Below are 23,940 nucleotides of genomic sequence, written 5' to 3' on the forward strand. Positions count from 1 at the left end.
CGAAATCGCCGAGGCGTCACCAGCGGGTTGAGCCCGGTTGTCGGAGTCGAAAATGAAAGATTGGCTGGACCAGATCAAATGGGATGCGGACGGCCTGGTGCCGGCCATCGCCCAGGATCACAAGACCGGGCGCGTACTGATGATGGCCTGGATGAACCGCGAGGCCCTGAGCCTGACCGCTGTCGAGAATCGCGCCATCTACTGGTCACGTTCCCGTGGCAAGCTGTGGCGCAAGGGCGAAGAATCCGGGCACGTGCAGAAGCTTCATGAAATGCGCCTGGACTGCGACGCCGATGTGATCATCCTGATGGTTGAGCAGATCGGCGACATCGCCTGCCATACCGGCCGCCACAGCTGTTTCTACCGCGTCTATGAAGATGGCGAGTGGAAAACCGTCGAACCGGTCCTCAAGGACCCGCACGCGATCTATTCTGCAGGACACTGACATGAGCGATACCCTCACCCGTCTGGCCCAGGTGCTGGAAGAGCGTAAAGACGCCGCAGCCGACAGCTCCTACGTCGCCAGCCTGTACCACAAGGGCCTGAACAAGATTCTGGAAAAAGTCGGCGAAGAATCGGTGGAAACCATCATCGCCGCCAAGGACGCTGCCATCAGCGGCGACTGCAGCGATGTGATCTACGAAACCGCGGACCTGTGGTTCCACACCCTGGTCATGCTGGCACAGCTGGGGCAGCATCCCCAGGCCGTGCTCGATGAGCTGGACCGCCGCTTCGGTTTGTCCGGACACGCCGAGAAAGCCTCGCGTCCGTCCGCCTGAACAACTTTCTAAGAGGAAACGCAGCATGGGCATTTTTGACTGGAAACACTGGATCGTCATCCTGGTGGTCGTGGTACTGGTATTCGGCACCAAGAAGCTCAAGAACCTGGGCACCGACGTCGGCGAATCGATCAAGGGCTTTCGCAAGGCCATGAATGACGACGAAAAGCCTGCCGAACCCGTGGTCCCGCCAGCAGCGCAGCCTGTGCCACCGGTTCAGCCGCAGCAGAGCGCGCCGTTGAGCCAGCCGCACACCATCGATGTGCAGGCGCAGAAAGTCGAAGAGCCGACCCGCAAAGACTCGTGAGCACTGACTAATGTTTGGTATCAGCTTCTCTGAACTGCTGCTGGTGGGCCTGGTGGCCCTGCTGGTGCTCGGCCCCGAGCGCCTGCCCGGCGCTGCGCGCACCGCCGGCCTGTGGGTCGGGCGCCTCAAGCGCAGCTTCAACGCGATAAAACAGGAAGTTGAACGTGAAATCGGTGCCGACGAGATCCGCCGGCAACTGCACAACGAGCACATTCTGTCCCTGGAGCAGGAAGCGCGGAAAATCCTCGCCCCGACCCAGCAGCAACCGACTCCGGTAGAGCCTGTGGCCGAGCAGACGATTCACGCGCCAGGCGCCGCTACGGTCGCCGAAGCGCCGCCAGCCAGCGAAGTGCCCGCGCCTCTGCCATCGACACCAGCACCGGCACCGACCGCAGAGCCCGCAGCCCCAGTGGCAACACCCGCCACCACGGCCCCCCACGACTCCACCTTGCCGCCGCGAGCACCATGAGCGATATCCCAGAGAACGACCAACACATGCCGCTGGTGTCGCACCTCACCGAGCTGCGCACCCGCCTGCTGCGCTGCGTAGCGGCGATCTTCATCATCTTCGCCGGGCTGTTCGCCTTCACCCAGCAGATCTACACCATCGTCTCCACGCCGCTGCGCCAGTACCTGCCGGTCGGCGCGACGATGATCGCCACCGACGTCGCCTCGCCGTTCCTGACGCCGCTGAAGCTGACCATGATGGTCTCGCTGTTCCTGGCGATCCCGGTGATCCTGCACCAGATCTGGGGCTTTATCGCACCCGGCCTGTACAAGCATGAAAAGCGCATTGCCGTGCCCTTGCTGGTGTCGAGCATCCTGCTGTTCTACATCGGCATGGCGTTCGCCTACTTCCTGGTGTTCCCGCTGATCTTCAAGTTCTTCGCCGCCGCCACCCCGGCCGGCGTGGAGATGATGACCGATATCACCAGCTACCTCGATTTCGTCATGACCCTGTTCTTCGCCTTCGGCGTGGCCTTCGAGATCCCGGTGGCCGTGGTCCTGCTGGTGTGGATAGGCGTGGTCAACGTGGCGTACCTGCGCAAGATCCGCCCTTACGTGATCATCGGCTGCTTCGTGGTGGGCATGATCCTCACCCCGCCGGACATTTTCTCCCAGACCCTGCTGGCCGTGCCCATGTGGCTGCTGTTCGAGATCGGCGTGCTGTTCGGCGGGCTGATCAGCAAACGTGGCGAGCACCCGGACGATGAACCGGCCGACGACCACAACGACCAGCCGCCAGCGACCCAAGCGTGAACCTGCTGCTTCTGGAAGAGGCCGATTTCATTGCGGCCGACCGGGTAGTGCTGCGCGACCGACGCCTGACCCACATGCAGGACGTGCATCGGGTGGCGGTCGGCGACAGCCTGCGGGTCGGGCGCATTGGCGGCTTGATGGGCAGTGCCCAGGTACTGCGCCTGGAGCCTGCTGAAGCCGAACTGCAAGTGACCCTCGATCAGCCGCCACCGGCCAAGCTGCCATTGACCCTGGTGCTGGCCCTGCCGCGCCCGAAAATGCTTCGCCGGGTGTTCCAGACCATAGCGACCATGGGCGTGCCGCGGCTGGTGCTGGTGAACAGCTACCGGGTAGAAAAGAGCTTCTGGCAGACCCCGTTCCTGGAACCCGAAACGATTCGCGAACACCTGGTGCTCGGCCTGGAACAGGCCCGTGACACCGTGCTGCCCGACGTCCTGATCGAAAAACGCTTCAAGCCCTTCGTCGAAGACCGCCTGCCGGCCCTCAGCGCTGGCACCCTGGGGCTGGTGGGCCACCCTGGCCCATATCCGCCCTGCCCTCGCGGGCTGGACCAGGCCGTCACCCTGGCCATTGGCCCGGAGGGCGGCTGGATTCCCTACGAGATCGATCTTCTGGGCAAGGCCGGCCTGCAACCGGTGCAACTGGGCGAACGCATCCTGCGGGTCGAAACCGCGGTCACCGCCCTGCTTTCGCGCCTGTTCTGAGCCCCCATGTGCGTGCTGGCCAAGTGGCCAGCCGGACCTCACGGTCGTAATGGCAACTAGCCAGTCAAGCTACAGAATCCCCCACTCCCGCCGATAGCCTATGGTTAAGCGCACATTGCTAAAAGGGAGTTCGCAGAATGTACCGTTGGCTAGCCAGAAACCTGGGAAACGTAAGCGTCAGCCTCAAGCTGGGTATCGGCTTCGGCCTGGTACTGCTCCTGACCCTGCTGATCACCGCCACCGGCTGGACCGGCCTGAGCCGGGTGATCGACCGGGGCGACAAACTGGGCAATATTTCCGTTATCTACGCCCTGACCAAGGACCTGCGCATCGCCCGCCTCAACTACGAGATGAGCCGCGGTGAACACGGCCCGGCAGCGGTCAACGACTTCCTCAAGCAACTCAACGACGGCCTGCAGGACGCTCGCGCGCAACTGCAGCAACCGGAAAGCATCACCATGGTCGACCAGCAACTGGACGCCGTGGCCGAATACCAGAAAGCCTTTGCCGACATGACTCGCGCCACCGCCAACCGCGAGGCTGCGAGGTCCCAGCTTGGCGCCACCGCGGACAATGCCGTGGCCCGGGTCGCGGAGGTTGAAAACTCACTGCTGCAAGGCGACAGCGTGGCGCAGTTCAATAGCGTGATCGACCTGTCCAAGCTGATCCAGCAGGCACGCTTCCAGGTACGCGGCTACACCTACAGCGCCAAGCCCGAGGCCAAGCAGCCGGCGCTGGACGCCATCGACAACGCCCTGAACAACCTCACCAGCCTGCCTTCGCGCCTGCCCGAGCAGCACGTTGCCAACCTGCAACAGGCCAGCGACTCGCTGAAGGCCTACCGGATGGCCGTCAGCGCCTACAGCGACGCCGAAGAAGCCAGCGCGGCTGCGCTCAAGCGCATGGCCGCCCAGGGCGACCGGCTGATGGACCTGAGCAAGCAGCTGACCGTGGCCCAGACCACCAAGCGTGACAGCGACGCCGCGCAAGCCAAGAGCACCCTGCTGATCGCCACCTTGCTGGCCATGCTGTTCGGCCTGATCGCCGCCTGGGCCATCACCCGGCAGATCACCCAGCCGCTGCAGCAGACCCTCAAGGCCGCCGAGCGCGTGGCTTCCGGGGACCTGAGCCAGAACCTCGCCGTGGAGCGCCGCGACGAACTGGGCCAACTGCAGAAAGCCATGCAGCGCATGACGGTGAGCCTGCGGGAACTGATCGGCGGCATCAGCGACGGGGTGACCCAGATCGCCAGCGCCGCCGAGCAACTGTCCGCGGTGACCGAGCAGACCAGCGCCGGGGTCAACAGCCAGAAAGTCGAGACCGACCAGGTGGCCACGGCCATGAACGAAATGGCCGCCACCGTGCAGGAAGTGGCGCGCAACGCCGAGGAGGCCTCCGAGGCCGCTGTGGCGGCCGACCAGCAGGCCCGCGAGGGTGACCGGGTGGTGAACGAAGCCATCGCCCAGATCGAGCGCCTGGCCAGCGAGGTGGGCCATTCCACCGAGGCCATGGGCCATCTCAAGCAGGAAAGCGACAAGATCGGCAGCGTCCTGGATGTGATCAAGTCGGTGGCCCAGCAGACCAACCTGCTGGCCCTGAACGCCGCCATCGAGGCCGCCCGGGCCGGTGAAGCCGGGCGGGGTTTTGCCGTGGTGGCGGATGAAGTCCGCAGCCTGGCGCAACGTACCCAGCAATCCACCGAAGAAATCGCTGAACTCATCGTTGGCCTGCAAAGCGGCACCCAGCAGGTGGCCAGCACCCTGGATACCAGCCGCAGCCTGACCGACAGCAGTGTCGAGCTGACACGCCGGGCTGGTGGTTCCCTGGAAAACATCACCCGTACCGTGTCGGCGATCCAGGCGATGAACCAGCAGATCGCCGCGGCAGCAGAGCAGCAGAGCGCGGTGGCGGAAGAGATCAACCGCAGCGTGTTGAATGTGCGGGATGTGTCTGAACAGACGTCATCGGCCAGCGAGGAAACCGCCGCGTCCAGCGCCGAGCTGGCGCGGCTGGGGATTCACCTGCAAAGCCTGGTGGGGCGTTTCCGGGTCTGAGCCGCTTCGCCGGCAAGCCGGCTCCTACCGGGAAATGCAGGAGCCGGCCTTACAGCACCTGGCGCAGGAAAGCCTGGGCCCGCGGGTCTTGCGGCGCGTCGAAGAACACCTGCGGCGCCGCGTCTTCCAGTAGTTTGCCGTGATCGAAGAACAGCACCCGATCCGCCACTTCCCGGGCAAAGCCCATTTCGTGGGTCACGCAGACCATGGTCATGCCTTCCAGGGCCAGGGTCTTCATCACATCCAGCACCTCGCCGACCATTTCCGGGTCCAGGGCCGAGGTCGGCTCGTCGAACAGCATCACCTTGGGTTCCATGGCCAGGGCCCGGGCGATGGCCACACGCTGCTGCTGGCCACCGGAAAGCCGCGAAGGAAACTCGTGGGCCTTCTGGGCGATCCCGACCTTTTCCAGCAACGCCAGGGCCTTGGCCTCGCGCTCCTGCTTGCCGCGCTTGCGTACCACCTTCTGCGCCAGGCAGAGGTTTTCCAGCACGGTCATGTGCGGGAACAGGTTGAAGTGCTGGAACACCATGCCGACTTCCCGGCGGTAGGCGTTCACATCGGTCCTCGGGTCGGCCAGTTGCAGGCCGTCGATGCTCACCGAGCCGGAATCGAACTCTTCAAGGCCATTGAGGCAACGCAGGAAGGTCGACTTGCCGGAGCCGGACGGGCCGATCACCACCAGCACCTCGCCCTTGGCCACCTGGGTGGTGACGTTATCCACCGCGCGCACCACCTGGCCGCGGGTGTCGAAGACTTTTACCAGATCGCGGACTTCAATCACTTTGCGCGAGCCTCCGCTCAAGCCGGCTGGCCATCTTCGACAGCGGCAGGTTGATCAACAAATACAGGCCTGCCACGCAGAACAGGATCTCGAATGGCGAGAACGACGTGGTGATGACTTCCCGGCCGCTCTTGAGCAGTTCGGTAATGGCGATCACCGACACCAGGGAGGTGTCCTTGACCAGGCTGATGAACTGCCCGGCCAGCGGCGGCAGCACCCGCTTGAAGGCCTGGGGCAGCACCACATGGCGCATCGACTGGCCGGCGCTGAGCCCCAGGGAGCGAGCGGCTTCGTTCTGCCCGCGGGCGATGGACTGCACCCCGGCGCGAACGATTTCCGCCACATAGGCCCCGGTAAACAGCGACAGCGCGGCGATCCCGGCGAACTCCCGGGACAGATTGAGCACCGTGCCAATAAAGAAATAGAAGATGAAGATCTGCACCAGCAGCGGCGTGCCCCGCACCAGTTCGACATAGATCGTCGACAGGTCGCGCAGGGTCGGGTTGCTGGACAACCGGCACAGGCCGGTACCCAGGCCGATCAGCAGCCCCAGCACGCCGGACACCACCGACAGCCACAAGGTGGTCCACAGGCCCCACAACAGCGGGCCCGCGGCCCAGTGCCGGGTCACGCCGATGACATCGCCTTCGGCAACGTCATCGCCGCTAGCCACCTGCAAGCTGCTTTCATCGACGCTCAGATGCTGCTCGGCACCCGAGTCACCGCGCAGCGTGACTTGTGCCTTGCCGCCCTGGCGCACCACCTCGGCGACGGTGGAGATTTCCGCCGCCCGCTGGGACTCTTCGGCCTGATAGGCGAAGTACTGGGGGACACGGTTCCAGCGCCACTCGTAGGACATCAACGAGGTGGCGTAGTACAGCGCGCCAGCCAGACCGATCAGCACCAGCACGGTCAGCACGTGCCAGGGCCATTGGGCTTTCTTGTGTTTGTTCACTTTGCAGGTTCCAGCGGTTTGCAGCGGGGAGGTTCGGCAGAGCCCGGGTGGGCATCGTCGCGAGCAGGCTCGCTCCTACAAAAACGCTATGCGCCCTGTAGGAGCGAGCTTGCTCGCGATCAACCACAAGTCAGTTGCCTGACACCTATTCCATGTCCTTGAGCCACTCGGTGCTCTTGAACCACTTGTCATGGATGCGATCGTAGGTGCCGTCTTCGTGGATCTGGTGCAGGAAGTTGTTGATGAAGTTGATGCTGTCGTAATCGCCCTTCTTCAAACCGAAGGCCAGGGGCTCGTAGGTGAACGGCTTGTCGAGGAATACCAGCTTGCCATTGCCCACTTTGTTGACGGCCACCACGTTGTACGGAGCGTCGTAGATGAAGGCGTCGGCCTTGCCGTTGACCACGTCCAGCACCGCTTCCTGCTCGTTGTCGTAGCCGTGGTACTTGGCCTTGGCGATCAGCTTCTTGGCGACCATCTCACCGGTGGTGCCCAGCTTGGAGGTGATGCGGTAGTCGGCGCTGTTCAGGTCCTTGTAGGACTTGATGGTGCCTTCCAGGTCCTTGCGGATCAGCAGGGTCTGGCCGACCACGATGAAGGGTTCGCTGAAGTTCAGGCGCAGGTTGCGTTCCTGGGTCAGGGTCATGCCGCTGCCGATCATGTCGAACTTGTCGGTCAGCAGGGCCGGGATGATGCCGTCGTAGCCAGTGGAAACCATCTCCAGCTTGACCCCCATGGACTTGGCCATGGCCTTGAGCAGGTCGACTTCGAAACCGATGATTTCGCCACGCTTGTTGGTCATCTCGAACGGCATGTAGGTCGGGTCCATGCCGACTTTCAGCGTGCCGCGCTTGACCGCGTCGTCGATTGCGCCGGCCTGGGCCGTGTTGACCGCCAGCAGGGCTGCGGCACCCGCCAGCAGCAGCGAAAGATACTTCTTCATCTCAAGTCCCCTGAAGCCATTTTATTGTGGTGTCTGCGCACGGCGGTCATCTGCTTGAGTGCTTCGAATGGCAGGCCGTTGTCGATTGCGCGCAGAAATTTGCGGGTGCGATGCTAACGCACTCGGCCATTTGCACAAGGATTTTTGTTGTTTCAGGGGGAGCGACCGGTAGCCGCTGCCACAGCCTCCCGCAAGGCGTAGGCGGCCATTGGCGCCATAAAGCAAAACGCCCTTGAGCAAGAGCTCAAGGGCGTTGGCTTCAGGCCGGTTGCGGCGCCGCGTTCAACGGCTGCAACGGCAGCAGCGGTGCATGGGGATCGGCATCCACCGACTGGCGCCAGGCGCTCAGCCATTCGCTGTGCCCCTCGCTCCAGACCTGCTCGTGCAGGCGCCCCAGGGCTACCGGGTCGCTCAACAGCGCCAGCCGCTCGCTGTTGTTCAGGGCCGCCGGGCCGACTTTCAGGGCATGCCGTACACGCTCCTGGCGCAGCCACTCGATGGGCTCGGCCTGGGTGTGGCGCGAGGTCGCCAGGGCACAGGCCAGGGCGTTCTGCTGCGGATCCACCACGGCCCGGACAAAGCCGTCGTTGAGCGCATGCCAGCGGTTTTCATGGGTGTACTGGTCGGTTGCCAGCAGCGCCTGTGGCGGAGCGTATTCCTCGGGGATCAGGAACAGGCTTTCGTCACGGGACTTCAGGCCCAGGCCCACGCGGCTGGAGATCACCGACACCGGGATCGACAGCATCAACGAACCGACGATCGGTACCAGCCACCAGAGGAAGCTCGGGTTCAACCAGATCACCAGCAGCGCCCAGCAGAAGCCCAGCAGGGTCTGCGGACCGTGGCGCTTGACCGCTTCACTCCACGGCGTGGAGTCGTCGTCACGCTGTGGCGAGTTCCAGGTCGCGGCCCAGCCCAGGAATGCGGCCAGTACGAAACGGGTGTGGAAAATCATCCGCACCGGCGCCAGCAGCATGGAGAACAGCATCTCCAGGAGCATCGACAGGGTCACCTTGAACTTGCCACCGAACTCTTTCGCCCCCTTGGCCCAGATCAGGATGATGCTCAAGAGCTTGGGCAGGAACAGCAGCACGATGGTGGTGGAGAACAGCGCGATGGCCTTGTCCGGATGCCACTGCGGCCACAGCGGATACAGCTGCCGCGGCTCGAGGAAGTACTGCGGCTCCATCAGGGTGTTGACCGCCAGCAGGGCCGTGGACAGCACCAGGAAGAAGAACCACAGCGGCGCCGACAGGTAGGACATCACCCCGGTGAGGAACACCGCGCGGTGCACCGGGTGCATGCCCTTGACCAGAAACAGGCGGAAGTTCATCAGGTTGCCGTGGCACCAGCGCCGGTCACGCTTGAGTTCGTCCAGCAGGTTCGGCGGCAGCTCTTCGTAGCTGCCCGGCAGGTCGTAGGCAATCCACACGCCCCAGCCGGCACGGCGCATCAGCGCGGCTTCGACGAAGTCGTGGGAGAGGATCGCACCGGCGAAGGCACCCTTGCCCGGCAACGGCGCCAGGGCACAGTGCTCGATGAACGGCTGCATGCGGATGATCGCGTTGTGCCCCCAGTAGTGGGATTCCCCCAACTGCCAGAAGTGCAGGCCGGCGGTGAACAGCGGGCCGTAGACCCGGGTGGCGAACTGCTGCATGCGCGCATACAGGGTGTCCATGCCCGAGGCCCGTGGCGCGGTCTGGATGATCCCCGCGTCCGGCGTGGCTTCCATCAGGCGTACCAGGCTGGTCAGGCATTCGCCGCTCATCACGCTGTCAGCGTCGAGCACGACCATGTACTTGTAGTCACCGCCCCAGCGACGGCAGAAGTCGTCGAGGTTGCCGCTCTTGCGTTTCACTCGGCGGCGACGGCGGCGATAGAAGATCTTGCCGAAGCCCTTGGCTTCGCGGCAGACATCCAGCCAGGCCTGCTGCTCGGCCACGCAGATATCGCTGTCGTTGCTGTCGCTGAGGACGAAGAAGTCGAAACGGTCCAGGTCACCGGTGGCCGCCACCGACTCGAAGGTTGCGCGCAGGCCGGCAAACACCCGGGGCACGTCTTCGTTGCAGATCGGCATCACCAGTGCGGTGCGCGCATCCTTGGGAATCGGCTCGTTGCCGGCGCTGGCCCCGGAGATGCGGTACTTGTCGTGGCCGGTCAGCAGTTCCAGGAAGCCCATCAGGGCGGTCCAGAAACCTGCCGAGACCCAGCAGAACAGGATCCCGAACAGAATCAGGATGCTGGTCTGCAGGGCATAGGGCAGCACTTGCTGGGCGGTCTGCATCAGCGGCTGGTGCATGACCTCTTCCAGGTCGACGAAGGACCAGCCCTGGTACGGCATGATGCCTTTCATGTACCAGCCGGCGACGATGGTCTGGCCGAGCATCAGCACCAGCAGGATGTAGCGGCGGATAGAACCGACGGTACGCCAGCGAGCGGCCGGCAGTACCCGTTCGTCCTTCTTCGGCGCTGGCGGGTTGGTACGCCCGGTCAGGCGCCGCCAGCCGCGCACCAGGATATTGGTGCGCCACGGCTCAGGGACCACCTTGGTGCGGCGGATCGGTGGCGTGGCCTTGAGGCAGACCCGGCCCTCGGCGTCCACCGCGAGCATTTCCGCTTCTTCCAGCTCAGCGGCGGTGCTCAGGGTCAGGCGCTGGCCCACCGAGGCCTGGGCGGCATCGGTGGGGCCATCGAAGGTGCTGGACGACAGGCGTTGGTGCAATTCGCTGAAGGACTGGCAGCCCGCGAGTTCCGCGCGCTGCTGGTCCGACATCGGCAAATGCGCCAGGTACTCGGCAAGAGACTCTGGCTGTAGTTGAGAGTTACTCATCGGCAGGCAACTGATAGCTCCAGGTCTCGGTCAGGACTTGCTCCGTTTTAACCGGTTCCGGTGTGGCTGGGGCCGCGTCCGCAGCAGCAGGCTGCTTGGCGTCTTTGTGGTCCTTGTCCTTGGCGTTCTTGGCGTCTTTAGCCTCTTTGCCCGGCTGGGCTTGCGCCTGCTTGGCGGCTGCCGCTGCGGCTTCCTTCTCTTTCTTCTCCTGCTGCTTGGCGGCGATCTTGTCGGCCTTGGCGATGGAGGAGTTGGAGTTCGGCGTCGAGGCCTTGGCCGGCTCGGGCTGCGCAATGTCGCGGACCAGAGCGGCACGCATCTCGGTGGACTTGCTCGCGTCCTTGATCTTCATCCGCAGGGTCAGGCGCCAGCCCTTGGTTTCCGGGTTGTAGCGAACGCTGTTTTCCACCAGCTCGGCGTTGTCACCCACGCTGACCTGGCTGCGAACGTCGGCGTTTTCCGGCAATGCCGCCAGGGACGGGCCTTCGAAGTCCACCAGGTAGGCCACGCTGCCGTCGGGCTGACGGATCAGGTTGGACTGCTTGACGTCACCGGTGGAGCGCAGGGTCTGCTGTACCCAGGCGCTGTCAGGGGAATGCAGGGCGGCTTCGTCGATGGTCCAGTGCAGGCGATAGGCGAAATCCAGCGGCTGGCCTGGCTCAGGCTGCTTTTCCGGGTTCCAGAACGCCACGATGTTGTCGTTGGTTTCGTCCGCGGTCGGGATCTCTACCAGGTCGACGGTGCCCTTGCCCCAGTCGCCCTTGGGCTCGATCCAGGCGCTTGGGCGCTTGTCGTAGCGGTCGTCGAGGTCTTCATAGTGGCTGAAGTCGCGGCCACGCTGGAGCAGGCCGAAACCACGCGGGTTCTCCACCGAGAAGTTGCTCACGGCCAGATGTTTCGGGTTGTTCAGCGGGCGCCAGATCCATTCGCCATTGCCGGCGTGGATCGACAGGCCGCTGGAGTCATGCAGTTCGCGACGGTAGTTGAGGACCTTCGACGGCTGGTTGGCGCCGAACAGGTACATGCTGGTCAGCGGGGCCAGGCCCAGCTTGCCGACCTTGTCACGCAGGAACACCCGGGCCTTGACGTCGACAATGGTGTCGGCGCCCGGCCGCAGGGTCAGGCGATAGGCGCCGGTGGCCCGTGGCGAATCCAGCAGGGCGTAGATCACCAGGTGCTTGTCGGTAGCCTTGGGCTGCTGGATCCAGAACTCGCTGAAACGCGGGAATTCCTCGCCGGATGGCAGGGCGGTGTCGATTGCCAGGCCCCGGGCGGACAGGCCATAGGTATGGCCCTTGCCAACGACGCGGAAATAGCTCGCGCCGAGCATGGTCATGATCTCGTCTTGCTTGTCAGCCTTGTTGATCGGGTACAGCACGCGGAAACCGGCGTAGCCGAGCTTCTCGGTGGCCTTGGGATCGAACTTCACGTCGCCGAAATCGAAACGGTTCGGGTCGTACTTGATCTCGGTAACGGTGTTGGCGCTGATCTCGTTGATCTTCACCGGCGTGTCGAAGTGCATGCCCTGGTGGTAGAACGACAGCTTGAACGGGGTCTTCTGGTCGGCCCATTCGGCTTTTTCGGTGAGGAAGCGGATTTTTTGGTAATCCGCGAACTTCATCTCACGGAACTCGTTCGGCAGGTTACTGCGCGGGGCCTCGTACTTCTGCCCGGCCAGGTCCTTGGCCTTGACCGATACATCATCCAGATTGAATGCCATGAGTTGACCGGCGCCGAGCAGGCAGACCAGCGCAGAGCCCGTCACCAGTGCGTTTCGTAACCGTTTGGCAAACAAGTTTGGTGCATTACAGGGACTAACAATCACGAGCAACCCTCGCCGAAAACAGATCAAAAAACCAACGGCCAGCTATCTATATGCCAGGTTGGCGAGCATTGTTCCGACTCCGATGGGGCTAAATGATTCCCCAAACGGCCGTGGACAAGTCTCTACTTAAGTCAAAATGGACCAACGAACGCTGATCCCCGTAGCGCGCGATTATCTAGTAGCCCGCGTTACAACGCATCAGGGGTAACAAAGTATTTATCGCGAAAAACAGCAGTTTCCGGCCCAAATCGGTGGAAAAAGCTGTTTCAGGCGTTTTCAGGTCTGTAACAGGAAGGTTACCGGGCCATCATTGACCAGGTGCACCTGCATGTCCGCGCCAAAACGCCCTGATGCCACTTTGCCATGCAACTGTTGCGCCTTCACTACCAGGTAGTCAAAAAGCTCTTCGCCAAGGGCCGGCGGCGCGGCTGTGGAAAAGCTCGGGCGCAGCCCGCTCTTGGTGTCTGCCGCCAGGGTGAATTGCGACACCAGCAGCAAGCCGCCCTGCACATCCGCCAGGGACAGGTTCATCTTGCCCTCGGCATCACTGAACACCCGATAGTTAAGCAGCTTATGCAGGAGTTTGTCGGCACTGGCCCGGGTGTCCTCGGGCTCCACCGCCACCAGTACCAGCAATCCCTGGTCCACCGCGCCGACTATTTCCCCGGCGACTTCCACCCGCGCGCCACGCACGCGCTGCAACAGGCCCTTCATGCTTCTTCGGGCGGCAGGTCGAGCAGACGGCGCGCCATCTGGTCGGTGGCGCGTACCAGAGCATCGGTGATGCCCGGCTCGGAGGCGGCGTGGCCAGCGTCGCGGATCACCTGCAGCTCGCTGTTGGGCCAGGCCTGATGCAGCTCCCAGGCGTTGTCCAGCGGGCAGATCACATCGTAGCGGCCATGGACGATGACCCCGGGCAGATGGGCGATCTTGCCCATGTCGCGGATCAGCTGGTCAGGTTCGAGGAAGGCGTTGTTGGTGAAGTAATGGCATTCGATCCGGGCAATCGACAGCGCCCGCTGCGGCTCGGAGAAACGGTCCACCACCAACGGGTTGGGGCGCAGGGTCGCGGTGCGCCCTTCCCAGCCCGACCAGGCCTTGGCCGCATGCATCTGGGCGATCTGGTCGGTGCCGGTCAGGCGCTTGTGGAAGGCGCTGACCAGGTCATGCCGCTCTTCCAGGGGAATCGGCGCCACATAGTCCTGCCAGTAGTCGGGGAACAGGCGGCTGGCGCCACACTGGTAGTACCACTGGATCTCCTGGGGCCGGGCAAGGAAGATGCCCCGCACGATCAGGCCGAGCACGCGCTCCGGGTGGGTCTGGGCATAGGCCAGGGCCAGGGTCGAACCCCAGGAGCCGCCAAACAGCACCCACTTGTCGATGCCCAGGTGCTGGCGAATGCGCTCAAGGTCCGCCACCAGGTCCCAGGTGGTGTTGTTTTCCAGGCTGGCGTGGGGGGTGGAACGCCCGCAACCGCGCTGGTCGAACGTGACGATGCGGTACAGATTCGGGTCGAAGTAGCAGCGGCTGGCCCCATCGCAGCCCGCCCCCGGCCCGCCATGAATGAACACCACCGGCAAACCTTCCGGTGAACCACTTTCGTCGACATACAGCACGTGCGGCTCGTCGACGGCCAGATCGTGCCGGGCATAGGGTTTGATCTGCGGGTACAAAGTCTGCATTACGCGCTCCGTGGAGGTCGGGTTCATCCCTGGCGGGGACTACATTTATTCTGCCGTCCGGCATCATAAACCCGAATTACGCAATGAGCATGTCCTTGGAGAAAACAGGGTTGTTTGCAGGTTTTGCGCGGGGGTCGAAGGCGCTTCGCGAGCAAGCGCGCTCCTACACAAAGGCGTGTACCCGCTGTAGGAGCGCTTGCTGTCAGGCGTAACGTTCCTGCCCCCAGGCCAGCAGCCCCTGGAGCAATTCCTTGAGCACCACCTGGGTCGGTGCTGCCAGGTCCTCGCGATAGCGGAACGGTTCGAACTCTTCCATGTAGGCGCTCTGTGCCAGCTCCAGTTGCACGGCATGGATATGCTCGGCCGGGTTGCCGTAGTGGCGGGTGATATGCCCGCCCTTGAAGCGCCCGTTGAGCACATGGGTGTAGCCGCCGTGGCCGGCGCAGATCTCCTCCAGCCGGCTGGCCAGTTGCGGATCGCAGCTGGCGCCATTGAAAGTGCCGAGGTTGAAGTCCGGCAGCTTGCCTTCGAACAGGTGCGGGATCAGCGAGCGGATGGAGTGGGCATCGAACAGCAGGGCATAGCCGAATTCGGCCTTGAGCCGCGCCAGCTCTTCCTGGAGGGTGCGGTGGTAAGGCCCCCACACCTCGTGCAGGTACTGCTCGCGCTCCTCACTGGACGGCGCCTGACCTTCGACGAACAAGGGCTCGCCGTCGAACAGGGTGGCCGGGTACAGGCCAGTGGTGGCCCCCACGTACAGGGGCTTGTCATCGGACGGGCGGTTCAGGTCGATGACAAAACGCGAATATTCGGCCGCCAGGGTACTGGCCCCCAGCTCCTGGGCGAACTGGTACAGCCGTGGAATGTGCCAGTCGGTGTCCGGCAGGCTCTGCGCCTGGGGCACCAGCCCGGCCGCCACCGCCGGGGTCAGGCGCGTACCGGCGTGGGGCATGCTGATCAGCAGCGGCACCCGGCCTTGTTTGAAATTCAGAACCTTATCCACAACCCTTCTCCTACACAGTCACTTCAACGCCGTGTCGCACGACGCGCTTTTCCAGATCGCCGCCCAGCCAGTAGGCCAGGTCGGCAGGACGATCGATCTGCCAGGCGACGAAGTCCGCCACCTTGCCCACCTCCAGCGAACCATGGGTCTTTTCCATGCCCAGGGCCTGGGCCGCATGCAGGGTAACCCCGGCCAGGGCCTCCTCGGGGGTCATACGGAAACAGGTACAGGCCATGTTCAGCATCAGCCGCAGCGACAACGCCGGTGACGTACCGGGATTGAGGTCGCTGGCCACGGCGATCTTCACCCCGTGCTTGCGCAGGGCTTCCATTGGCGGCAGCTGGGTTTCCCGGAGGAAATAGAAGGCCCCCGGCAGCAACACCGCCACGGTCCCGGACGCCGCCATGGCTATCGCATCCTCCTCGGTCATGAACTCCAGGTGATCGGCGGACAGCGCATGGTAGCGGGCCGCCAGGCTCGAACCATGCAGCGACGACAGTTGCTCGGCGTGCAGCTTGACCGGCAGGCCGAGCTGTTGCGCGGCAATGAACACCTGCTCCACCTGCTCCGGGGAGAACGCCAGGTATTCACAGAAGGCATCCACCGCGTCCACCAGCCCCTCGGCCGCCAGGGCCGGGAGCATCTCGCTGCAGATATGCTCGATGTAGGCATCGCTGCGCTCGGCGTATTCCGGCGGCAGGGCATGGGCCGCCAGGCAGGTGCTGCGCACGCTGACCGGCAACTCTTCGCCCAGGCGACGGATCACCCGCAGGATCTTGCGCTCGCTGGCCAGGTCCAGGCCGTAGCCGGACTTGATCTCGACGCTGGTCACGCCATCGCGCAACAGGCTCAGCAGACGCTTGCGGGCGCTGCCGAACAGTTCCTCCTCGGTGGCGGCCCGAGTAGCCCGTACGGTACTGGCGATACCACCGCCGGCAGCGGCGATCTCGGCATAGCTCACCCCTTGCAGGCGCTGCTCGAACTCACCACTGCGGTTGCCGCCAAATACCGTGTGGGTGTGGCAATCGATAAAGCCCGGGGTTACCCAGGCTCCAGCCAGGTCATTGACCTGGGCGTAGTCGCCGGCCGGCGCCTCCGAGCGCCGGCCGATCCACTCGATGTGCGCCCCTGACGTCACCATGGCCGCATCCTCGATGATCGAGTAAACACCCGAGGCCATGCTGGCGACGTTGCAGTGTTGCCAAAGAGTTTTCATCCAACCTCCATTAATGGTCAGTAGGTAAAGGAGCGTCGCTCATGATCGCCTGGGCCTGCCCCGCCATGGGCTTGACCCACAGCATATAGGCCACGATCAGTAGAGCGATCCACACTACGCCGACGATCAGCGCTCCCTGGGTTTTCGGGAAATAGCCCAGCACGCCGAAGATGAACAGCATGAAGGCAATGGCCGCCGCCGGGGCCCAAGGCCAGAATGGCACCTTGAACTGCAACTGGGCCACCTGCTCGGCGGTCATCGAACGGCGCATGGCCACGTGAGTCAGGAGAATCATCAGCCACACCCAGACCGTGGCGAACGTGGCCAGGGACGCGATCAGCAGGAAGATGTTTTCCGGGATCAGGTAGTTCAGCACCACCCCGATCAACAGAGTCACGGCCATCACCACCACGGTCATCCACGGCACCCCGTGCTTGGACACCTGGGCAAAGCCCTTGGGCGCCTGCCCTTGCCGGGCCAGGCCATACATCATCCGGCCGGCGCCGAAGATGTCGCTGTTGATGGCCGATACCGCCGCCGAAATCACCACGATATTGAGGATAGTGGCGGCCGAGCTGATGCCCAGGCTGTCAAAGATCTGCACGAACGGGCTGCCCTGGGTACCGATCTGCGGCCAGGGGAAAATCGACATCAGCACGAACAGGGTCAGCACGTAGAACAGCAGGATACGCAGCGGCACGGCATTGATCGCCTTGGGAATGACCCGCTTCGGATCCTGGGCCTCGCCCGCAGTGACCCCGATGATCTCGATGCCGCCAAAGGCAAACATCACCACGGCAAACGAGGCGATCACCCCACTGATGCCATTGGGCATGAAGCCGCCGTGGGCCCAGAGGTTGGCGGCGCCAGTGGCCTGGTCCTGCGCGGCGCTGCTGATACCGAAGAGCATGATGCCCAAGCCCCCCAGGATCATCGCGACGATCGCCCCGACCTTGAGCAGCGACAGCCAGAACTCCATCTCGCCGAACACCTTGACGTTGCACAGGTTCAGGCCGCCGATGAACAGCACGATGCCCAGCACCCAGATCCAGCGCGCCACTTCGGGAAACCAGAAGCCCATGTAGATGCCAAAGGCAGTCACGTCCGCCAGGCACACGATCAACATCTCGAAGGCGTAGGTCCACCCCAGGATGAAGCCCGGCAACGGCCCCAGGTACTGGCTGGCGTAATGCCCGAACGAACCGGACACCGGGTTGTGCACGGCCATCTCCCCGAGGGCGCGCATCACCATGAAAACCGCCGCGCCACCGATCAGGTAGGCCAGCAACACGGCGGGCCCGGCCATCTGGATGGCCGAGGCCGAACCGTAGAACAATCCTGTACCGATGGCCGACCCCAAGGCCATGAAGCGTATATGGCGGGCTGTCAGCCCTCGGCGTAGTCCACTGTCTTGCGATTGCATGTCATCGTCCCTTTTATTGTTATCGGACAAGTCCGCCCCGCGCAGGGGTGCGGGGCGGAGGAAGCAGACGCTCCGCGCCTGTCTTGCAGGTAAAGCCAACCAGCACGGGCCGCAGCTCCACGCCGAGCGCGAAGCTGCCTGGCGGCCCGGCGTGCATTACAGGCTCGGCAACAACCGGGCTGGCAGCAGCCCGTTCAGGCAACGCGAAGCCAGCAACTCACTGGCGGCGTTGATGTCCGGTGCAAAGAAGCGGTCCTTCTCGTAGTACGCCACTTTCTCGCGCAAGGTGGCACGGGCCTTTTCCAGGGTCGGCGAGGTTTTCAGGCCTTCGCGCAGGTCCAGCCCCTGGCAGGCCGCCAGCCATTCCACAGCCAGGACACCACGGGTGTTCTCGGCCATTTCCCACAAGCGCTTGCCGGCGGCCGGGGCCATGGAGACGTGGTCTTCCTGGTTGGCAGAGGTAGGGATGCTGTCCACCGAGTGCGGGTGGGCCAGGGCCTTGTTCTCGCTGGCCAGGGCCGCGGCGGTGACCTGGGCGATCATGAAGCCGGAGTTGACCCCGCCATTGGCCACCAGGAACGGCGGCAGCTGGGACATGTGCTTGTCCATCATCAGCGAGATCCGCCGTTCGCTCAGGGAGGCGATCTCGGCGATGGCCAGGGCCATGTTGTCGGCGGCCATGGCCACCGGCTCGGCGTGGAAGTTGCCACCGGAAATCACGTCACCTTCGGCGGCGAACACCAGCGGGTTGTCCGACACGGCGTTGGCTTCCACCACCAGCACTTCGGCAGCCTGGCGCAACTGGGTCAGGCAGGCGCCCATCACTTGTGGCTGGCAACGCAGGGAATACGGGTCCTGGACCTTGTCGCAGTTCTTGTGCGACGCGGATACCTCGGTGCTGTCCCCCAGCAACGCGCGATAGGCCGCGGCGGTATCGATCTGCCCGCGCTGACCACGAGCGGCGTGAATCCGCGGGTCAAATGGCGAGCGCGAACCCAGCACCGCTTCCACGGTCAGGCCGCCGCACACCAGGGCGCCGGCGAACAGGTCTTCGCCCTCGAACAGACCGCGCAAGGCGTATGCGGTGGAAACCTGGGTGCCGTTGAGCAGCGCCAGGCCTTCCTTGGCGGCCAGGGTCAACGGCTTGAGGCCGGCCACTTCCAGGGCCGCTGTCGCTTCCAGCCACTGCCCCTTGTAGCGCGCCTTGCCCTCGCCCAGCAGCACCAGGGACATGTGGGCCAAAGGCGCCAGGTCGCCGGAAGCACCCACCGAGCCCTTGAGCGGGATGTGCGGGTAGACCTCGGCGTTGATCAGGGCGATCAAGGCGTCGATCACCTGGCGGCGGATCCCGGAGAAGCCACGGCTCAGGCTGTTGACCTTGAGCACCATGATCAGGCGTACCAGGTCATCGCTGATAGGCTCGCCAACACCGGCGGCGTGGGACAGCACCAGCGAGCGCTGGAGGTTTTCCAGGTCGGCGCTGGCAATGCGGGTCGAGGCCAGCAGGCCAAAACCGGTGTTGATGCCATAGGCAGTACGATTCTCGGCGAGGATCTGCTCGACACAGGCGACGCTGGCGTCGATCTGCGCCGAGGCGCTGCCATCCAGGGTCAGGGTCAGCGGCTGCTGATAGATGGCCCGCAGTTGGGCCAGGGTCAGTTGGCCGGGAATCAGGTTTAGCGCAGTCACATTCATGCTCCTTCTGAGAGTTTTGTAATAACTAGCCAGTCGCTCCGGAAGCTTCCGTTGTCCGTCGCCACCCGCAGCTTGAGCAGGTGGCGCCTTGGCACGCTGGCGATGGGGAAATCCGTTTTATTGCACCTTGGAAAAGCGTTTGTTGAGCAATCGCGGGTCCTTGAGCAAGGCCGCCACGCTGGCGATATCCGGGGCCAGCCAGCGGTCCTGGTCGTAGGCCGGAACCCGCTCGCGCAGCAGGCACCAGGCAATGCCGGTGCCGGTGCCGAAGCGCTGCTCCTTGAGAAATTCGAATGCCTGGGCCGCCAGCAGGTACTCGATGGCGAGGATCTGGGTGCAGTTTTCCAGCACCTGCAGCAGCTTCAGGGCGGCGTTGGTGCCCAGGCTCAGGTGGTCTTCCTGCAGGCCCGAGGTGACGAAGTTGTCGAGCACCGCCGGCTGTGCCAGCTGGCGGTTCTGCGCGCACAGCGAGGCCGCCACGTACTGCACGATCATCATCCCGGAGTTGACCCCGGGCTCGGCCACCAGGAACGCCGGCAGGCCACTGACATGGGGGTTGATCAGGCGGTCCAGGCGGCGCTCGGCGATGGAGCCGATCTCGGCCATGGCAATCGCCAGCACGTCCGCCGCCAGGGCCACCGACTGGCCGTGGGGGTTGGCCTGGGACACCACCCGATAGTTGTCCGGGGTGCCCAGCAGCAACGGATTGTCGGTGGCGGCATTGAGCTCGGTTTCCACCTGCCTGGCCGCGTGGGCCAGTTGATCCCGGGCAGCACCGTGCACCTGGGGAATCGAGCGGATGCTCAGGGCGTCCTGGGTACGGATGCCCTTGCTGGAAGCGATCACCTCGCTGCGGTCGAGCAAGGCCCGCAGGTTGCTGCCCACCACCTGCATGCCGGGGTGCGCCTTGAGGGCGATGATCTCGGCATCAAAGGCGGCGATCTGGCCGCGCAGGGCCTCGAAGCTCATGGCGCCGATCACGTCGGCCCACTGCAACAGGCGGCTGGCATCGGCCAGGGCCAGGCAACCGAGGCCGGTCATGCACGGCGTGCCGTTGACCAGGCACAGACCATCCTTGGCCCCCAGTTGCACCGCTTGCAGCCCTTCCTCGGCCAGGGCCTGCTCGGCGCTGACGATGTGCCCGCGATAGCTGACCTGACCGACGCCGAGCAGCGCCACGCCGATATGGGCCATGTGGGTCAGGTAGCCCACCGAACCCTGCGACGGCACCTGCGGGGTGATCCCGCGATTGAGCAGCGCCAGCAGCGCCTGGACCACCTGCCGGTGGATCCCGGACTTGCCGTGGCTGTAGTTGATGATGGCCGCACAGATGATCGCCCGGGTCTGTTCGTCGGCCAGCACCGGGCCAACTCCGCAGGCATGGCTGAGCAGGGTATTGCGCGACAGCTGGCTGAGCTGCTCGCCGGCCAGCAACACATTGCACAAGGCCCCAAGGCCGGTGCTGATGCCATAGGCGCGCTCGCCGCTGTCCACCACTTTGCGCACGATGGCCTGGGCATTGTCGATCCGCGCCCAGGCCTGCTCCGAGAGTTCGAGCTCAGCACCGTGGCGGGCGACGGCGACAACATCCTGCCAACCCTGGGGGGCGTCGGCGATTACGATCTTTTCAGCCTGGAACATCGTTAACCTCATGGTGAAATCCGGGGGCCTCTTCGCTGGCAAGCCAGCTCCTACGGGCCCGGGACTTGTGGGCTGTTGAACTACACCGTCGCGGCACGACGCTGGACGAAACGATCGACGTACTCATCCGCCGGTGAATGCAGGATCTCCCTGGGCGTGCCCACCTGGATCAGGCGGCCGTCCTTGAGGATCGCGATGCGGTTGCCGATGCGCACGGCCTCGTCCAGGTCATGGGTGATGAAGACGATGGTCTTGTGCAGCGTCTTCTGCAGCTCCAGCAACTGGTCCTGCATTTCTGCGCGGATCAGCGGGTCGAGGGCGCTGAAGGCTTCGTCCATGAGAATGATGTCGGTGTCCGCCGCCAGGGCCCGGGCCAGGCCGACCCGCTGGCGCATGCCGCCGGACAGCTGGTGCGGGTACTTGTTCTCGTAGCCCTTGAGGCCCACGGTGTTGATCCAGTGCAAGGCACGCTCGGCACACAGTGCCTTGCTCTCGCCGCGCACCTTGAGGCCGTAGGCAACATTGTCCTGCACATTGCGGTGGGGCAGCAGGCCGAAGCTCTGGAACACCATGCTGATCTTGTGCCGGCGAAACTGGCGCAGGGCCTCCATGTCGTATTGCAGGATGTCCTCGCCGTCCACCAGGATCGCGCCGCTGGTGGGGTCGATCAGGCGGTTGAAGTGGCGCACCAGGGTCGACTTGCCAGAGCCGGACAGGCCCATGATGACGAAGATCTCGCCGGTGCCGATGCTCAGGGACAGGTCGTTGACCCCGACCACACAGCCGGTCTCGGCCAGCACCTGGTCCTTGCCCTTGCCTTGGCGGATCATCGCCAGGGCATCGGCAGGGCGACTGCCGAAAATCTTGAAGACGTTCCTCACTTCGATCTTGCTGATGGCAGCGCTGCTCATTTGCTCACCTCATGGCGCGGACGACCGTAGGCCTGGGTAATGCGGTCGATCACCACCGCCAGAATCACGATCGCCAGCCCCGCTTCCAGGCCGCGCCCGACGTTGAGGGTCTGGATCCCCACCAGCACATCCTCGCCCAGGCCACGGGCACCGATCATCGAGGCGATCACCACCATCGACAGGGCCATCATCGTGGTCTGGTTGATCCCGGCCATGATGCTCGGCAGGGCCAGGGGCAGTTGCACACCGAACAGCTGCTGCCAGCGGTTGGCGCCGAAGGCGTTGATCGCCTCCATCACCTCGCCGTCCACCTGGCGGATCCCCAGGTCGGTGAGGCGGATCAAGGGCGGCGCGGCGTAGATCACCGTAGCGAAGATCGCCGGCACCTTGCCCAGGCCGAACAGCATCAGCACCGGGATCAGGTACACGAAGCTGGGCATGGTCTGCATGATGTCCAAGAGCGGCATCAGCACTGAGCGCAGGCGGTTGCTGCGGGCCGAGAGGATCCCCAGGGGGATGCCGATCAGCACCGAGATCAGGGTGGCCACCAGCATCAGCGCCAGGGTCTGCATCAGCTTGTCCCACAGCCCCACCGCGCCCACCAGGAACAGCAGGCCGACGATCACCGCGGTGGTCAGCAGCTTGCGGGTGGCGTGCCAGGCGATACCGCCGACAATCGCCAGCATCAGCCACCAGGGCGCCATGCGCAGCAGGCCTTCGAGGTTGACGATGGCCCACAGCAGGGTGTCGGAAATGTGCCGGAACACATCGCCATAATGGGTCACCAGGGCGTCGACCCAGCCGTTGACCCAATCGGCGATGGAAAACGTGAAGCTTTCTGGAAACATAGGAAACTCTCGCTCAAAGGAGGTTGCTGTCCGGTTGCCGACGGCCCTTGGAGCCGCCGGAAAAGCCCGGGCTACAGGGCCGCGTCGATTTTCCCGGCGGCCTCTTCACTGACCCATGGGTGCCAGACTTCAGGATGTTCCTTGAGAAAGAGTTTCGCCAGTTTCGGCGACTCGATGCGCTCGCGGCTCATGCGCGCCAGATTCTGGTTGAGCAGGTCGATCGGCAGGTTGACCTTTTCCAGTACCGCCACCAGCTCCGGGGCCTCGTCGTGGAAGACTCTGGACAAGCCGACCTTGATGCTCACGCTCTTGTCGACGCCAGGTTTCTCATCGAGCTTGACCAGGTCCACCTGGCCCATCAGCGGGGTCGGCGACCAGTAGTAGAAGAGGATCGGCTCGCCGCGCTTGTAGCTCGACAGTACCGCCGCATCCAGGGCCGGGCCGGTGCCCGGGCGGAAGTTGGTGTAGCTGCTTTCCAGGCCGTAGCTCTTGAGCATCTCGCTGTTGTCCAGCTCGCAGGTCCAGCCCGCCGGGCAGTTGTAGAAACGCCCCTTGCTCGGTTCTTCCGGGTCCTTGAACACGCTGGCGTACTTGCCCAGGTCGGCAATGTTCTTCAGGTCCGGGGCCTTGGCTTCGAGCTTGCGCTTGGCGTCGCCTTCGATCACGTAGCGCGGGACGTACCAGCCTTCGACAGCACCCACCACCGGCGCGCCGACGCCCACCACCTTGCCGGCCTTCTCGGCCTTGTTCCACACCTCGCTGCGGCCCACCCACTCTTCGGCGAAGATCTGGATGTCATTGCTGCCCAGAGCGTTTTCCATGGTGATGGAGTTGCCCGGCAGGCTGTCGGTCTTGCAGCCGTAGCCCTTCTCCAGGACCAGCTGCAGCACGTCGGTCAGCAACATGCCGCTTTCCCAGTTCAGGCCGGCGAACTTCACCGCCTTGCCCGACTCGCACCAGCCCGCGGCCTGGGCGCCGGAAGCGGCCAGCAGGCCCATGGACAGCAACGTGGTCAGCAGGGTCTTATGCATTTTCATTGTGTGACGCTCCTAATCATGAGTTGGCTTACGGCAGTTAAGA

22 protein-coding genes and 1 pseudogene are annotated in these 23,940 nt (G+C 64.0%); 8 read left to right on the plus strand and 15 right to left on the minus strand.

Annotation, left to right across the window (positions count from 1 at the left end):
- The first annotated feature begins 52 nt into the window (after window positions 1-52).
- The 8 genes and pseudogenes from hisI to M2395_RS31970 all read left to right on the plus strand — a co-directional run bounded on the left by hisI (window position 53) and on the right by M2395_RS31970 (window position 5,104).
- Window positions 53-445, plus strand: coding sequence for a phosphoribosyl-AMP cyclohydrolase (hisI, locus tag M2395_RS27020; RefSeq protein ID WP_077933227.1), 393 nt, complete (start codon window positions 53-55; stop codon window positions 443-445).
- 1 nt (window position 446) lies between these two features.
- Complete coding sequence (locus M2395_RS27025) at window positions 447-779, plus strand: phosphoribosyl-ATP diphosphatase (protein ID WP_011058798.1); 333 nt, start codon at window positions 447-449, stop codon at window positions 777-779.
- Window positions 780-804: 25 nt separating this feature from the next.
- A complete protein-coding gene (locus tag M2395_RS27030; protein ID WP_077933226.1) occupies window positions 805-1,086 on the plus strand; it encodes a twin-arginine translocase TatA/TatE family subunit in 282 nt (93 codons plus the stop codon).
- Between the two features lie 10 nt (window positions 1,087-1,096).
- Window positions 1,097-1,555 (plus strand): Sec-independent protein translocase protein TatB, encoded by a 459-nt coding sequence (tatB, locus tag M2395_RS27035; RefSeq protein WP_011058796.1) that lies wholly within the window; start codon window positions 1,097-1,099, stop codon window positions 1,553-1,555.
- Window positions 1,552-2,346 (plus strand): twin-arginine translocase subunit TatC, encoded by a 795-nt coding sequence (tatC, locus tag M2395_RS27040; RefSeq protein WP_011058795.1) that lies wholly within the window; start codon window positions 1,552-1,554, stop codon window positions 2,344-2,346. The genes tatB and tatC overlap by 4 nt, the downstream gene beginning before the upstream one ends.
- Entirely contained in the window at window positions 2,343-3,050 is a 708-nt protein-coding gene (locus M2395_RS27045) for a 16S rRNA (uracil(1498)-N(3))-methyltransferase (RefSeq protein WP_011058794.1), read from the plus strand. The genes tatC and M2395_RS27045 overlap by 4 nt, the downstream gene beginning before the upstream one ends.
- A gap of 137 nt (window positions 3,051-3,187) precedes the next feature.
- Window positions 3,188-4,249: pseudogene (locus tag M2395_RS31965) on the plus strand (methyl-accepting chemotaxis protein); the annotation flags it as partial.
- Window positions 4,250-4,390: 141 nt separating this feature from the next.
- Complete coding sequence (locus M2395_RS31970; RefSeq protein WP_370511284.1) at window positions 4,391-5,104, plus strand: methyl-accepting chemotaxis protein; 714 nt, start codon at window positions 4,391-4,393, stop codon at window positions 5,102-5,104.
- A 49-nt stretch (window positions 5,105-5,153) separates the two neighbouring features.
- Here the strand turns inward: M2395_RS31970 and M2395_RS27055 are convergent, their stop codons facing one another.
- The 15 genes from M2395_RS27055 to M2395_RS27125 form a co-directional block, all read right to left on the minus strand.
- Window positions 5,154-5,888, minus strand: coding sequence for an amino acid ABC transporter ATP-binding protein (locus M2395_RS27055; RefSeq protein ID WP_011058792.1), 735 nt, complete (start codon window positions 5,886-5,888; stop codon window positions 5,154-5,156).
- A complete protein-coding gene (locus M2395_RS27060) occupies window positions 5,881-6,843 on the minus strand; it encodes an amino acid ABC transporter permease (RefSeq protein ID WP_011058791.1) in 963 nt (320 codons plus the stop codon). The genes M2395_RS27055 and M2395_RS27060 overlap by 8 nt, the downstream gene beginning before the upstream one ends.
- A 145-nt stretch (window positions 6,844-6,988) precedes the next feature.
- Window positions 6,989-7,786 (minus strand): transporter substrate-binding domain-containing protein, encoded by a 798-nt coding sequence (locus tag M2395_RS27065; RefSeq protein WP_019095754.1) that lies wholly within the window; start codon window positions 7,784-7,786, stop codon window positions 6,989-6,991.
- Between the two features lie 259 nt (window positions 7,787-8,045).
- Complete coding sequence (mdoH, locus tag M2395_RS27070; protein WP_011058789.1) at window positions 8,046-10,616, minus strand: glucans biosynthesis glucosyltransferase MdoH; 2,571 nt, start codon at window positions 10,614-10,616, stop codon at window positions 8,046-8,048.
- Entirely contained in the window at window positions 10,609-12,441 is a 1,833-nt protein-coding gene (locus M2395_RS27075) for a glucan biosynthesis protein G (protein WP_011058788.1), read from the minus strand. The genes mdoH and M2395_RS27075 overlap by 8 nt, the downstream gene beginning before the upstream one ends.
- Before the next feature lie 276 nt (window positions 12,442-12,717).
- Window positions 12,718-13,155 carry a D-aminoacyl-tRNA deacylase gene (gene dtd, locus M2395_RS27080; protein ID WP_015633852.1) on the minus strand — a complete coding sequence of 146 codons (438 nt, stop codon included), beginning with the start codon at window positions 13,153-13,155 and terminating at the stop codon, window positions 12,718-12,720.
- A complete protein-coding gene (gene pip / locus M2395_RS27085; RefSeq protein ID WP_011058786.1) occupies window positions 13,152-14,123 on the minus strand; it encodes a prolyl aminopeptidase in 972 nt (323 codons plus the stop codon). The genes dtd and pip overlap by 4 nt, the downstream gene beginning before the upstream one ends.
- Window positions 14,124-14,325: 202 nt before the next feature.
- Window positions 14,326-15,126, minus strand: a complete 801-nt coding sequence (hutG, locus tag M2395_RS27090) for an N-formylglutamate deformylase (RefSeq protein ID WP_011058785.1) — start codon at window positions 15,124-15,126, stop codon at window positions 14,326-14,328.
- Window positions 15,127-15,136: 10 nt separating this feature from the next.
- Window positions 15,137-16,342 carry an imidazolonepropionase gene (hutI, locus tag M2395_RS27095; RefSeq protein ID WP_123431217.1) on the minus strand — a complete coding sequence of 402 codons (1,206 nt, stop codon included), beginning with the start codon at window positions 16,340-16,342 and terminating at the stop codon, window positions 15,137-15,139.
- A 10-nt stretch (window positions 16,343-16,352) separates the two neighbouring features.
- On the minus strand, window positions 16,353-17,765 hold the full coding sequence (locus M2395_RS27100) for an amino acid permease (protein ID WP_015633849.1): 1,413 nt from the start codon (window positions 17,763-17,765) through the stop codon (window positions 16,353-16,355).
- A gap of 156 nt (window positions 17,766-17,921) precedes the next feature.
- Window positions 17,922-19,460, minus strand: a complete 1,539-nt coding sequence (gene hutH, locus M2395_RS27105; RefSeq protein WP_019095429.1) for a histidine ammonia-lyase — start codon at window positions 19,458-19,460, stop codon at window positions 17,922-17,924.
- A gap of 117 nt (window positions 19,461-19,577) precedes the next feature.
- Entirely contained in the window at window positions 19,578-21,101 is a 1,524-nt protein-coding gene (hutH, locus tag M2395_RS27110; RefSeq protein ID WP_123431218.1) for a histidine ammonia-lyase, read from the minus strand.
- 80 nt (window positions 21,102-21,181) lie between these two features.
- Window positions 21,182-22,012 carry a glycine betaine/L-proline ABC transporter ATP-binding protein gene (locus M2395_RS27115; protein WP_011058780.1) on the minus strand — a complete coding sequence of 277 codons (831 nt, stop codon included), beginning with the start codon at window positions 22,010-22,012 and terminating at the stop codon, window positions 21,182-21,184.
- Window positions 22,009-22,860 (minus strand): proline/glycine betaine ABC transporter permease, encoded by an 852-nt coding sequence (locus tag M2395_RS27120; RefSeq protein WP_011058779.1) that lies wholly within the window; start codon window positions 22,858-22,860, stop codon window positions 22,009-22,011. Before M2395_RS27120 ends, M2395_RS27115 begins: the two co-directional genes overlap by 4 nt.
- Window positions 22,861-22,931: 71 nt before the next feature.
- A complete protein-coding gene (locus M2395_RS27125) occupies window positions 22,932-23,897 on the minus strand; it encodes an ABC transporter substrate-binding protein (protein ID WP_011058778.1) in 966 nt (321 codons plus the stop codon).
- Between the last annotated feature and the right edge of the window lie 43 nt (window positions 23,898-23,940).

This window comes from Pseudomonas sp. BIGb0176, assembly GCF_024810175.1.
GTDB classification, from domain to species: domain Bacteria; phylum Pseudomonadota; class Gammaproteobacteria; order Pseudomonadales; family Pseudomonadaceae; genus Aquipseudomonas; species Aquipseudomonas protegens.